At 51.8% G+C, this 12614-nt stretch carries 16 protein-coding genes; 4 read left to right on the top strand and 12 right to left on the bottom strand.

The annotated features are described in order from the left end of the window. Positions 1-153: 153 nt before the first annotated feature. From EBB_RS11705 to EBB_RS11720, 4 genes are read left to right on the top strand one after another with little or no spacing between them, the layout of a single operon-like run. The gene (locus tag EBB_RS11705) at positions 154-2109 is read left to right on the top strand and encodes a BRCT domain-containing protein (RefSeq protein ID WP_192394029.1); all 1956 of its coding nucleotides are present in this window, start codon (positions 154-156) and stop codon (positions 2107-2109) included. Continuing rightward, the gene (thiD, locus tag EBB_RS11710; RefSeq protein ID WP_192394030.1) at positions 2106-2891 is read left to right on the top strand and encodes a bifunctional hydroxymethylpyrimidine kinase/phosphomethylpyrimidine kinase; all 786 of its coding nucleotides are present in this window, start codon (positions 2106-2108) and stop codon (positions 2889-2891) included. The genes EBB_RS11705 and thiD overlap by 4 nt, the downstream gene beginning before the upstream one ends. Further along, positions 2888-3514 (top strand): thiamine phosphate synthase, encoded by a 627-nt coding sequence (gene thiE / locus EBB_RS11715; protein WP_192394031.1) that lies wholly within the window; start codon positions 2888-2890, stop codon positions 3512-3514. The genes thiD and thiE overlap by 4 nt, the downstream gene beginning before the upstream one ends. A gap of 5 nt (positions 3515-3519) precedes the next feature. After that, positions 3520-3729 carry a dodecin gene (locus tag EBB_RS11720; protein WP_192394032.1) on the top strand — a complete coding sequence of 70 codons (210 nt, stop codon included), beginning with the start codon at positions 3520-3522 and terminating at the stop codon, positions 3727-3729. Between the two features lie 2 nt (positions 3730-3731). On the opposite strand, the gene EBB_RS11725 is transcribed toward EBB_RS11720, so the two are convergent. The 12 genes from EBB_RS11725 to EBB_RS11780 form a co-directional block, all read right to left on the bottom strand. Next, positions 3732-4781: a hypothetical protein gene (locus EBB_RS11725; RefSeq protein ID WP_192394033.1), complete on the bottom strand. Its 1050-nt coding sequence runs from the start codon at positions 4779-4781 to the stop codon at positions 3732-3734. Positions 4782-4883: 102 nt separating this feature from the next. Continuing rightward, positions 4884-5798 carry a 1-aminocyclopropane-1-carboxylate deaminase/D-cysteine desulfhydrase gene (locus EBB_RS11730; RefSeq protein WP_229427574.1) on the bottom strand — a complete coding sequence of 305 codons (915 nt, stop codon included), beginning with the start codon at positions 5796-5798 and terminating at the stop codon, positions 4884-4886. Next, positions 5795-6613 carry a dihydropteroate synthase gene (gene folP / locus EBB_RS11735; RefSeq protein ID WP_192394035.1) on the bottom strand — a complete coding sequence of 273 codons (819 nt, stop codon included), beginning with the start codon at positions 6611-6613 and terminating at the stop codon, positions 5795-5797. Before folP ends, EBB_RS11730 begins: the two co-directional genes overlap by 4 nt. 133 nt (positions 6614-6746) lie before the next feature. Then, positions 6747-6965: a Nif11-like leader peptide family natural product precursor gene (locus tag EBB_RS11740; RefSeq protein WP_020482391.1), complete on the bottom strand. Its 219-nt coding sequence runs from the start codon at positions 6963-6965 to the stop codon at positions 6747-6749. A 219-nt stretch (positions 6966-7184) separates the two neighbouring features. After that, positions 7185-7673, bottom strand: a complete 489-nt coding sequence (locus EBB_RS11745) for a flavin reductase family protein (RefSeq protein ID WP_192394036.1) — start codon at positions 7671-7673, stop codon at positions 7185-7187. Between the two features lie 54 nt (positions 7674-7727). After that, on the bottom strand, positions 7728-9224 hold the full coding sequence (gene lysS, locus EBB_RS11750) for a lysine--tRNA ligase (protein WP_192394037.1): 1497 nt from the start codon (positions 9222-9224) through the stop codon (positions 7728-7730). 38 nt (positions 9225-9262) lie between these two features. After that, positions 9263-9631 carry a DUF5615 family PIN-like protein gene (locus EBB_RS11755; RefSeq protein WP_192394038.1) on the bottom strand — a complete coding sequence of 123 codons (369 nt, stop codon included), beginning with the start codon at positions 9629-9631 and terminating at the stop codon, positions 9263-9265. Then, positions 9628-9858, bottom strand: coding sequence for a DUF433 domain-containing protein (locus EBB_RS11760; RefSeq protein ID WP_033157397.1), 231 nt, complete (start codon positions 9856-9858; stop codon positions 9628-9630). Before EBB_RS11760 ends, EBB_RS11755 begins: the two co-directional genes overlap by 4 nt. A 123-nt stretch (positions 9859-9981) precedes the next feature. Continuing rightward, positions 9982-10152 carry a hypothetical protein gene (locus EBB_RS11765; RefSeq protein ID WP_192394039.1) on the bottom strand — a complete coding sequence of 57 codons (171 nt, stop codon included), beginning with the start codon at positions 10150-10152 and terminating at the stop codon, positions 9982-9984. Between the two features lie 51 nt (positions 10153-10203). Beyond that, the gene (gene prfB / locus EBB_RS11770) at positions 10204-11301 is read right to left on the bottom strand and encodes a peptide chain release factor 2 (RefSeq protein ID WP_192394040.1); all 1098 of its coding nucleotides are present in this window, start codon (positions 11299-11301) and stop codon (positions 10204-10206) included. 85 nt (positions 11302-11386) lie between these two features. After that, positions 11387-12175: a prolipoprotein diacylglyceryl transferase gene (gene lgt, locus EBB_RS11775; protein ID WP_192394041.1), complete on the bottom strand. Its 789-nt coding sequence runs from the start codon at positions 12173-12175 to the stop codon at positions 11387-11389. A 95-nt stretch (positions 12176-12270) separates the two neighbouring features. Continuing rightward, positions 12271-12585 (bottom strand): non-heme iron oxygenase ferredoxin subunit, encoded by a 315-nt coding sequence (locus EBB_RS11780; RefSeq protein ID WP_192394042.1) that lies wholly within the window; start codon positions 12583-12585, stop codon positions 12271-12273. Between the last annotated feature and the right edge of the window lie 29 nt (positions 12586-12614).

Genomic DNA, 12614 nt, shown 5'->3' on the forward strand with positions numbered 1-12614 from the left:
AACTTTATATTAAGCCCATGTCACGCGATTTCCTACCGTTGACATGATCCTCTTGAAAGATAGATGCTTCGGCGGGCGAGTTCTCTCTCCCGCCTTTTTTTTGCGATATTATCCTCTATAATCGCCGCCCTACCCGACACATCTATCCCCGGCATGCTTACCGACAGTCAAAAAGCTATTCTTTTACAGACCACCCTAGATCCGAACGATCTTGGTGAGAAACGCTTTTGCGAATTGTGCGCACGCGCGGATTTGCTGCATACCGTCACGGACACTGAATTAGTGACGTTCCTGGAGATTGCCAATACTTTGTATCGCGGCGGCGAACCGATCATCAGCGATGCCGATTACGACTTCGTTTATCTGGCTGAACTGAAAAAACGTCAGCCCGAGCATCCACTGCTGCACACAGTCGAGCCGGAACCCGCTTTCGCCGGCAAAACCGTCGATCTGCCGACCGTGATGCTGTCCACCGACAAAGCGTATAGCCGCGAAGAAGTGGAGCGCTGGGCTGGACGCATCGAAAAAGTCGCTGGCGATCTCGACAAAAACTTTGCCAAACTGATTTTTAAAGTCACGCCCAAATTGGATGGCTACGCCGCCTATGACGACGGCCAAATGCTGTATACCCGCGGCGATGGCCGCAAGGGCACCGACATTACCCGCGTATTCGAGCGCGGCTTGCAAGTCGCCAATCAAGGCCCGCGCGGCCTGGGCGCCGGCGAGATCGTGGTCAGCCGCAGTTATTTCGACTCCAATCTGGCCGACTTTTTCGACAACGCCCGTAACTTCCAAGCCAGTGTGATCAAGGAAAAGGAGCTGGACGAGCACGCCGAACGCGCTATTGCCGACCATGCCGCGGTGTTTTATCCATTTGCGATATTGCCGACCTGGACAGGCGTCTGGCAGGACCTGATCAATAACTTCGACACCATCGTCAAAGACATCTGGCATAAACTGGATTACGACGTGGACGGCGTGATTCTGGAAATCGTCGACGATCAGCTCAAGCAAGCAATGGGCGCCACCCGCCACCACCACCGCTGGCAACTGGCTTACAAGGAAAACCTGGAAACCGCCGAAGTCACCGTCATCGGCGTTACCCCGCAAACCTCGCGTTCGGGCCGCATCACCCCGGTTGCCGAACTGGAGCCGGTGCGACTCAGTGGCGCCCTGCTGTCCAGAGCCACCGCCCATCATTACAAAATGGTGCTGGATAAGGGCATTGGTCCGGGCGCCTTGATCCGCCTAGCCCGCTCCGGGGAAGTGATCCCCAAAATCGAGGAAGTGCTGCGTCCGGCCGAGCCGCAAGTGCCCAGTGCCTGTCCCAGCTGCGGCCACGACTTGATATGGGATAACGACTATTTGATCTGCCCCAACAACCTGGAATGCCCGGCGCAAATCAGCAACAGCATGGAGCATTTCTTCCGGGTGCTGAAAAACAACGACGGCTTTGGGGCAGCGACGATCAAAAAGCTTTACGAATATGGCATCCGCCGCGTTGACCAGATTTACGCCTTAAGCGCCGAACAATTCGAAAACATGGGCTTCGGACCCAAGCAATCGCAAAACCTGGTCGATCAATTAGTGCGCAGCCGCAACGAAGCCATCGAAGACTGGCGTTTTCTCTCTGCGTTCGGCGTTTTTCGAATGGGTTTGGGCAACTGCGAACGGCTGTTGGCGCATTACACCTTGGCGGAGATTTTTAATCTCAGCGAAGCCGAGATCGTCGCTATCGAAGGTTTTGCGGAAAAAACAGCAGCGGTGATCACGGAAGGCTTTGCGAAAATCAAACCCCTTTTCGACAGCCTGATGTCACTGGGTTTTAATCTCACCTCGACGCAAAACCAAACCACTGACAATGCTCATCCGCTGGCCGGCAAAACTTTGGTATTCACCGGCACCCTGCACAGTGGCAGTCGCGACGACTTGAGCAAACTCGCCAAGGGCAAAGGTGCTAAAGTCGGTAGCTCGGTATCGGCGAAGACTGACTATCTGGTAGCCGGCGACAATGTCGGCGCCAATAAAACCAATGCCGCTCGCGAGAAAGGCGTCAGCGTGATTACCGAGCAGGAATTTCTTAAATTACTGGAAGGAGCAGACACATGAGCCGCAATCGCCCAGTGGTACTGTGTTTTTCCGGCCACGATCCTAGCGGCGGCGCAGGTGTGCAAGCCGACATCGAAGCCATCGTCAGCCACCAATGCCATGCGGCTAGTGTGATTACTGCGTTAACCGAACAGGACAGCCGCAACGTCAACAAGTTGATTCCGCAACAGCCCGCAGACATTCTCAGCCAGGCACAAACTCTGTTGGCGGATTTTAAAGTCTCCGCTTTCAAAATCGGCCTGATCGGCGATGCCGACGTGGCCGAAGCGATTGCGCAAATTTTGCGGCAACATCCGGCTATTCCGGTAGTACTGGACCCGGTACTGGCAGCCGGCGGCGGCACCGCATTGGCCGGCCAGCAATTAATTGACGTGATCGTCGAGCAACTGCTGCCGCTGACCACCCTATTAACCCCCAATAGCGAAGAAGCCCGCCGCCTTTCGAGGCAAAGCGATCTAGGCGACTGCGGCCGATTGTTGCAAAGCAAAGGCGCCGAATACGTGCTGATCACCGGCACCCACGAAAGCTCCGAGCTAGTGCATAACCGTTTGTACATGCCCGACAATTTACATGAAACATTTAACTGGGAACGCTTGCCGCACAGCTATCATGGCTCGGGCTGCACGCTGGCCAGCGCTAGCGCCGCGCTGCTGGCTCAAGGTCTTGATGTATTTACTGCTGTCAGTGAAGCTCAGGAGTTTACCTGGCAATCGCTGGCCGCCGCCTACCGCCCCGGACAAGGCCAATACAATCCGGACCGGCTATTTTGGGTAGAAGCATGAAATTTCCGCGCCAAGGCTTGTACGCCATCACCCAACCCGAAAACAAAACTATTACCCAAGTGGTAAAAGACGTAGAAGCGGCTTTGCGCGGCGGTGCAACCGTAATTCAATATCGAGACAAAGATCCGCTGGATGCACCGCAATTAGCGAACCTTTTATTGGACGTCTGCCACGCCTACGATGCTCCACTGTTGATTAACGATAGCGTCGAACTGGCGTTGACAGTTGGTGCTGACGGTGTGCATCTAGGTCGCGACGATGGCGAAATCGCTGCAGCGCGGCGCCTGTTAGGTGCGGACGCCATCATCGGCGTATCGTGTTATAACGATGTGAAAAAAGCGCAGGCCATGGCCGCGGCCGGCGCGGATTACGTAGCATTCGGCCGTTTTTTCCCTTCCGGTTCGAAACCGTTGGCCGCAGCCGCCGAAATTATCAGCCTGCAACGCGCCAAACAATCGATAAACGTGCCCATAGTCGCCATCGGCGGCATTCTGCCGGAAAACGGTGGACAGCTATTGGCTGCTGGCGCAGACTTATTGGCGGTGATAGGTGGCGTATTTGACCATGAACCGGAATCGGCTGCGCGCGCCTACCAAGCCCTATTCAACCATCAACGGGAGTAAACCTCATGCCAGAACATGTCTATCAAAAAGTCGAACTGACCGGCTCATCCAGCCTAGGTATTCAACAAGCCATCGAAAACGCCGTCGCCAAAGCCGGCGAAACCATCCAGAATATGCGTTGGTTTGAAGTGGTGGAAACCCGCGGCCATATCGAGAATGGCAAGGTTGCGCATTGGCAGGTCACCATTAAAGTGGGTTACACGCTGCCGCATTAGGCCTAAACGCCGCTAAAGCGAATATAACGCCTTAGCGGCGAGCCGGCCGCCCAGACGAACGCCTCAGTGTAATAATGCATCAGGGCCAAATAACCAAGAAAACCCAAAGTGACGGCTTTATAAATTTGCGTGGAAAACAAGGTTTGCAGCAATAAATTGACCAGATCGTCGCCATAGGCCTGTAACAGATAAGTCAAAACAAACGACAACAGCGGCAATACCAACCAAACTGGTAATCGAATCGCCGTTGCCGCCCGGAACAAGTTATTTTGCGGCTGTTCGCCATGACGGTTCACGTCGTGAGTCACGTAAAAACTATACGCGGTAATATCGTGCACCAAGCGCGGCATCAAGATCGCCAGAAAATAATACTGCTGGCTGTAAACATACCAACTGCTGGCGACCAGCAGAGTATTGGCCCACAGAAAATACAGCCCAAACCGACTGGGTACATGGCGTTGGCATACCAAGGTACTAATCAACAAACCTGCCGTCAGCACGCTAGCAACCTGCAACACTAACGCCGCTTGCTCCGGCTCCAGGCTATTTTTTAGAAATATCCCCATATAAATAAAAATCCCGGCACTAACGCTGAGCCACAATTGCAGATAAAACGCCCAACTCGGCAATCGACACACCGCCTTGGCGATGCCCTGCTGTTGCTTTAAAACATGATATACCGTCCAGCACGCGGTAATGATGTATAGCGCCCGGTAAGGAATAAACAAACTGCCGATGCCGAAAAAAACCATGATGAACAAAGTCATGGCGATTAATTTGCTTTTAAAGGCTTGCAGATAGTCATGGTGGCTGGCCAACAGAAGATTGCTGGCGATGATATGCGGGGTACCGAACAAAATTTGAAACAACAAAAAATGGGTCGGGCTACTCGGCAGCATATCGCGTAGCGCGAAATTAAAGCCGAATTTGTCTAGCCAAAGCACCAATAAACACAGCGGCACAATGGCGTACAAACTCAGTAAAAAGCGGAAAGACACCGCCAGTTTATTGCTACTTTTTTGCTCGGGGAATGAAATGATCTGTGCAACCACGGTGCCACCTTTTTATTATTTTTTAGGCCGTGGCTATTATCACCATTTTGCGTAATGACTCAATATCTATTTGATTTTTAACCGGTAAAACCGCCAGGAATGCTAGTTGCGCTTGCCTTGCAAACCACCGGTATGGATTGCCACTATCCGCTGCCCAGCCGGGAAATATCTCTTCCGGATTAAATCGCAGAGCGCGAACAACAGCTTCCCGGTGTAAATCGGCTCCAGCTCGATACCGTGCCGCTGCTGAAAATCCTGCATAAACGCCAACAAAGCCGGTGTCGTTTTGGCGAAACCGCCGAAATGGTAATCCACTAGAATTCGCCGGTCCGCATGACTGGTTATTCCCTGTTTATTCAGCAATTGCTCGACATCGTCGATTAGAAAGTCGCCACCCTTCAGCGCGGCCACGCCGATAGCCTGTTGAGTTAGCGGCGAGGCCAGCAAACCTGCCAGAGTGGTACCGGTACCGCAGGCTACGGCCACTATGTCGAAATCGATTTCGATTTCATCGACCAGTTCGGCAACGCCTTGCAAAGCCAAGTCCGTGGCGCCGCCTTCCGGCAACCAGTATTGACCAGCCTGAAGACCAGGCAAGCTGTCATGTGCTTTATAGTCGCGCAATTGCCGATAGTCGTTACGCGACACAAAGCGCAGCTCCATGCCCCAGTCAAGCAGGTCATGCAGCGTCGCGTTGAGTTGCGGGGGCCTCTCACCGCGAATATAGCCTATGGTTTTCAACCCCAAAGCTTTACCGCTAAAAGCCAAGGCATGGAGATGATTGGAATAGGCCCCGCCCATGCTGACTATGCAATCGGCGCCAGCGCATAAGGCATGATTGAGGATATATTTAAGTTTGCGCCATTTATTGCCCGAGATAATCGGATGCAGCAAGTCGTCGCGTTTGATCCACAATTCCAACTGCCGGCCTGCTAATTCCGGGTCGTTAATCCTGGTCAGCGGCGATGCAGCCAATTTCGCCTGCAATACCTGTAGCCGCGGATGGAGTTCGGTCACTGCACCTGCTTGATGGCCCACGCCACATCGGCAGCCTGCCGGTTGGCTTTGACATCATGTACCCGAAACATTTTTACACCCGCCATCACCCCCAGTGCCGTGGTCACGGCTGTTGCGGTTACCAATTCGGAGGGTTCGTTTACATTGCAGATACTACCCATAAAACGCTTGCGGCTGGTTCCCAATAACACGGGATAACCCAAGTCGACGAAGCAGGATAAATGCGCTAAAAGATCAATATTGTCTTGTTTACCTTTGCCAAAACCAATGCCGGGGTCTATCGCGATATTTTCCGCCAACACGCCTGCCGCTAACGCTTCGGCAATACGTTGTTGCAAAGCGGCCAGCACATCAGCCAGTACATCGTCGTAATGCGGCCGGTCTTGCATAGTTTTAGGCGTGCCCTGCATATGCATCAGGATGATGGGAACTTGGGCTGTCGCCGCAAAAGCCAACATTCTAGGGTCGCTCTGCCCGGCAGAGACATCGTTGATGATACTCGCCCCCGCCGCCACCGCCGCTGAAGCAACCTGGCTTAAGGTGGTATCTATACTGATTTGAACGTGGGGATGGCTCGCACGGATTGCGCTAATCACCGGCACCACTCGGCGAATTTGTTCATCCGCCGTGACGGGATCCGAGCCTGGCCGAGTCGACTCACCGCCGACATCAATAATATCGGCACCTTCAGCGATCATTTTTTCAGCTTGTGCTATCGCTGCAGCCACGCCGGTAAACTTACCGCCATCGGAAAAACTATCAGGAGTGACATTGAGTATCCCCATCAGTTGGGGAGCGTTGATAGCATTGAACATGTTTGAAAACTCCTCGATAGCCGCAAACGCGTAGTTTACCGTTGTCGAGTCGTTTTTAGAATTTACCGGTCGTTTTACACCATACCGATAATTGGGCTGCCATCCCGCCGGGCGGCAGGATGGCACTCAGTCGTTAAACTCTTAGCAGAGCTTTTGCGAGTTTTTCTGAAAGCTGCTCTTCAACGAATTGTGGTTCGTTGGGTGGATACAGTTCGTCTTCTTCGATTTCAAACCCGCTTTCCTTAGCCAATAACAGCATTTCCTTGATTTTGACGCAGGCTTTCAGCTTTTCTTTCAGCCCCTCATCGCCTTTGGCTTTTTCAGAAAATTCTTTGATGACCTTAATTGACATTGATAACTCCGTGATAACTCTGAAGGTTGGATAAAACTCAAAGTTACCTAAGCAAAATAACGGCCATTTTTTCAAAAACCGTTATTTTGTTTGTAGTTCAAGGTATTACAAAAAAAGGTATCGCCAAAAACAACAGCTATTCACCTACAGTTCATGCGGCATTTGTCGCAAATACAACAATTGTCGGAGCGTATAGACATAACAAGCGACAGAAAATCTTCAGCCTTGTGTAGCAACCGTTCGATAGGCAGAATGGTAATACAGCAATGGATCACCTTCCCGACAAACTACGTTATCCACTTCACCAATAATCACCCAGTGGCTACCGGCCTGCACCTGTTGCACTACCCGACACTCCAGCGCCGCCAAGGCTTCGCTCAAAATCGGCGCCCCATTCTCACCGACTTGCCAGGCGATACTAGCAAAGCGCTGTTCTTGGGTGGTACTGCCGGCAAATTGATTGGAAACGTCCTCTTGTGCATTATTCAAAATATTCACCGCAAAGCGGCGGCTTTCCAACAAAGCAGCACCAGTATCGGTCGCTTGGTTGAGGCAAACCAATATTTGCGGCGGCTCCACTGACACGCTACTAAACGCCGTGGCGGTCATCCCTCTGGGCTGATTATCGCGCCCTTGGGTTGTCACCACCGTCACACCGCTGGCCCATAATTTAAGGGCATTTTTAAATTCTTTGGCTTCAACGCTCATAATTTTCTCTTAGATCCTATAGCGATAACACGACATAGTCGTCTGATTGTGACATCAGTTTTTGGGACGCATGTGCGGGAACAACAGCACGTCGCGAATGCTAGGCGAGTTGGTAAACAGCATCACCAAACGGTCGATCCCGATGCCCTCACCCGCCGTGGGCGGCATGCCGTGTTCCAGTGCAGTAATGTAGTCGGCATCGAAATGCATCGCTTCGTTGTCGCCAGCCTCTTTTTCCTCGACTTGCTTCTGAAAGCGCTCAGCCTGATCCTCGGCGTCGTTCAACTCGGTAAAGCCATTGGCAATCTCACGGCCGCCGACGAAAAACTCGAAACGGTCAGTCACGTGCGAATCATTGTCGTTGCGACGCGCCAACGGCGACACTTCCACCGGATAAGCGGTAATAAAAGTCGGGTTCATCAAGCGATGTTCGACAGTTTTTTCAAAAATCTCGATCTGTACCTTGCCCAAGCCATAACTGTCTTTAACCGGAATCTTTAAATTCTCGGCGACTTTCACGGCAGCTTCGCGAGTCGTCAGGTCAGCCAGGGTTAATTCCGGATTGAAATGAAGAATGGATTCCAACACCGTCATCCTGGCAAAAGGCTTGCCGAAATCGTATTGATCACCCTGATATTCAATGATGCTGTTGCCAACCACATCTTCAGCAATACCTTTTAGCAAGGCCTCGGTCAAATCCATCAAGTCGCCGTATTCGGCGTAAGCTTGGTAGAACTCCATCATCGTGAATTCGGGGTTGTGGCGGGTCGACAAGCCTTCGTTACGAAAATTACGATTGATCTCGAACACCCGCTCGAAGCCCCCCACTACCAATCGCTTCAGATACAGCTCCGGCGCGATACGCAGATAAAGCTCCATATCCAGCGCATTGTGGAAGGTGGTAAACGGCCGGGCGGTGGCGCCGCCGGGGATGACTTGCATCATCGGCGTTTCCACTTCCAAGAAGTCGCGGGCGATCAAAAATTCGCGGATGTAATTGACGATTTTCGAGCGCATCAGAAAAGTCTTGCGCGTCTCGTCACTCATGATCAAATCCAGATAACGCTGACGGTATTTGATCTCTTGATCGGCGATACCATGAAATTTTTCCGGTAGCGGCCGTAAGGCTTTGGTCAGCAAACGAATATCGTCAAGCCTGACGCTCAGTTCACCCACCTTGGTTTTAAACAAAGTACCCTCGGCACCAACGATGTCGCCGATGTCCCATTTTTTAAACTGGTCGTTGTATACGCCTTCCGGCAAATTATCGCGGGCCACATAGACCTGAATCTGTCCGGACATGTCCTGCAAATGGCAGAAACTGGCCTTGCCCATGATGCGACGCGTCATCATCCGTCCGGCAATCTTCACTCGTACCGGTTCGGCTAATAATTCCTCTTCAGATTTATCGCCATATTCGGCCAACAATTCACCGGCCACCACGTTGCGCCGAAAATCGGTCGGGAATGCGATACCTTCTTCGCGCAGAGCGTTAAGTTTTTCGCGGCGTTGTTTGATCTGTTCTTGTTCGTCGTGTTCGAGTTCTGACATTTTCAAAAATTATTAATAGAGATAAATTAGGCTTAAATTTAGCGACTTAAGGGCAACAACCTTACTCTTTCGCGCAATTCGTCGGCAACGATCAAAGCACCATTATCAAGCTCCGTTTTGAAGCGGTGCAACAATTCAATAGCTCTCGGTCCGAGCACTTGTGGTGAAATATTTTGGGTACGAATTTGAAACACGCTCGGTGCTTCCACACCGGTCAACGCTAACAGCGCGCCAAAATCCAAATCGTGGGTAAATACCACGGCTTCATTTTCCCTGGCCCATTTAAATAACTGGACGTCTGGAGCATCCGCAGGGCCGACTGTGGACCAGTGTACGGCATCGAACCCGGCTTGGTTTAGCACACCTGTCCAAGCAGGGGATAAATTCATGTCCAATAATATTTTCACGCGGCATTCAATGGTAACTCAATCTCCTCGGCCCTCCACGCGGCGAAACGAAGGGCTTCCGTAACATCATCGGCTTCCAAATACGGGTACAACTCCAGTATCTGTTCGGTCGAATAGCCACTGGCTACCAAACCAACGAGCATTCCCGCTGTCACCCTTAGTCCTCGCAGACAGGGTTTTCCGCCCATCACCGTAGCGTCAAACGTAATCCGTGAAAAACCTTTCATAGTCCCTCCAACAGTAAATTCAGAGCTTGAAGTAAAGCGGGAGCGTTTCCCTTTGAATGCCCAGTGTGCGTCAATCAGTTTTAAGTAATGCGATAATCGCAACAATTAGGCTTGCAAATGCTATCACCAAAGAAGCGATTGCGATTTTGTCGCTTGAGCTAAAGCACGCTCGGCCACGCGCCGACGCTCTTCTGCTCTAATCATTTCATGAACCCAAGGGTCTCCAGAATGCCCATACGCATCCACGAGCTCATGATCAGATAAAGATGAAAATTCGTTGTTATTTTGTGTCATTCAAACTCACCAATCATGCTTTGGCGACGACGTAACTAATGATTATCAAACTTACAACCCACTCTTCAAACTAGCCTCAATAAACTGATCCAGCGCCCCATCCAATACCGCCTGGGTATTGCCGGTTTCGACGTTGGTACGTAGGTCCTTGATACGAGATTGATCCAAGACATAAGAACGAATCTGGCTGCCCCAGCCGATGTCCGATTTGGAGTCTTCAATCGCCTGCAAGCCTTCGCTACGTTTCAGCATTTCCATCTCGTAGAGTTTGGCTTTCAGCTGCTTCATCGCCGTGTCTTTGTTTTTATGCTGCGATCTGTCGCTTTGGCATTGGGTCACAATACCGCTAGGGCCATGGGTAATCCGCACCGCTGATTCGGTTCGGTTGACGTGCTGACCACCGGCACCACTGGCGCGGTAAACGTCGATACGCAAATCCGCTGGATTGATGTCCACTTCAATGTCATCATCGATTTCCGGTGAAACAAACACCGAAGCAAACGAAGTATGCCGGCGGTTGCCGGAATCGAACGGCGATTTGCGCACCAGACGATGCACCCCGGTTTCGGTACGCAACCAGCCAAACGCATACGGGCCTTCAAATTTGATGGTCGCGCTCTTGATGCCGGCCACATCGCCAGGTGATTCCTCGATTAACTCAGTTTTAAAGCCTTTGGCCTCGCCCCAACGCAAATACATACGTTCGATCATGGATGCCCAATCCTGCGCCTCCGTGCCACCGGAACCCGCCTGAATATCCAAAAACGCATTATTCGGGTCCATTTCCCCGGCGAACATGCGTTGAAATTCCAACGCCGCGACTTTCTTTTCGTACTCTTCAAGATCGGCGGCCACGGTATCGACGGTGTCCTCGTCGTTTTCTTCCACCGCCATCAACAGCAATTCTTCAGCGTCAGACAGACCTTGTTCCAGTTCTAGGATAGTGTTGACGATGCCTTCCAGCATCGCCCGTTCCTTGCCCATGGCTTGCGCTTGTTCCGGTTTGTTCCAGATCGCCGGATCTTCCAGCTCGCGCAGCACTTCCACCAAACGCTCACTTTTTGTATCGAAATCCAGATAGCTTTTCAGACCGGCGCTACGCTCACGCAGGTCGGCTATCTTGTATTTAATGGGATTAATTTCTTGCATGAACTCTCAAAACCGAAACGGATACCCCAACGGGGCAGCATACGCCGGGCGGCCCCGGCGATTGAAAGTCGGGGATTATAAACGATTAAGCGACAGGCTTGGGCTGATGGTTTTTCATAGCCCAAACGATACAACCAATGCCGGCCAGCACAAACGGTACACTGAGTAACTGGCCGGTGGTGAACATCACCCCGGTGTCGTACATGGCTTGCTCGGTTTTAAAGTATTCCAGGACAAACCGCACGCTGAACAGCATGCTGATGAAACAGCCAAACACAAAACCGGGTTTATCCGCGTGTTTTTTATAAATCGCCAGCGAAATCCCATAAATCAGCAGATAACACGCCGCTTCGTAAAGCTGTACCGGATGGCGCGGCAGCGGATCGATCCGCGCAAACACCACCGCCCAGGGTTGTTCTGACGGAATCCCCAAAATCTCCGAGTTGAAAAAATTACCGATGCGAATCAGCGCGCCGGCCAGGGCTGTGGGAATACTGACGCGATCCAATAACCAAAAATACCCGTCGCCGTATTTACGCCGATATAGGTACAGGGCCAAAATGATACCCAGCGTCGCGCCGTGGCTGGCCAACCCGCCCTCCCAGACTGCCAGGATTTTCAGGGGGTGAGACAAATAATAAGCAGGATCGTAGAGCATGGTATGACCCAGGCGCGCACCGGAGATGGTGGCTATTACCATGTACCAAAGCAAGGTATCCAACTCTTCGATATTTTTGCCTTCGCGCTGATAAATCCATTGCATGGTCAAAAAACTGCCGACGAAGCCGGATGCGAACATCAAGCCATACCAACGGATTTTCAAGAAGCCGAAGTCGACGAGAATAGGGTCTATATTCCAGATGAAGTGTTCCATGATGATGCGGGAGTGGTTACCGTTGAATCGGGAAAGAGCGGGAATTCTAACGCCGACTGGTTTTTTTCGCCGTTTATCTTTTGCCTAGCGCCGTTTTAGTTCGGATTCTCGACTTGTATCCTGCCGTCCACTATCCGCACCGCAAAGGTGGTCACATCTTCATAGGCCGGCGCGCATTTTACCGCGCCGGTTTTCACGCAAAACCGGGCGCCGTGGCGTGGACAGATGATTTCATCGCCGTCCAGCTCGCCACTGGCGATTTCAGCACCATCGTGGGTGCAGACATCTTCGATCGCGTAACATTGATCGTCGATTTTAAAAATCGCCACATCGGTGCCATCGACATCGACCACGACATGCTCACCGTTTGCCAGCGCCGCTTCGGCTACCACATCAATCCAATCACTCATGCTTGCCTCGTTTCGCTTGGGCTGCGTCT

The organism is Methylomonas fluvii (genome assembly GCF_014850975.1).
Lineage (GTDB): Bacteria > Pseudomonadota > Gammaproteobacteria > Methylococcales > Methylomonadaceae > Methylomonas > Methylomonas fluvii.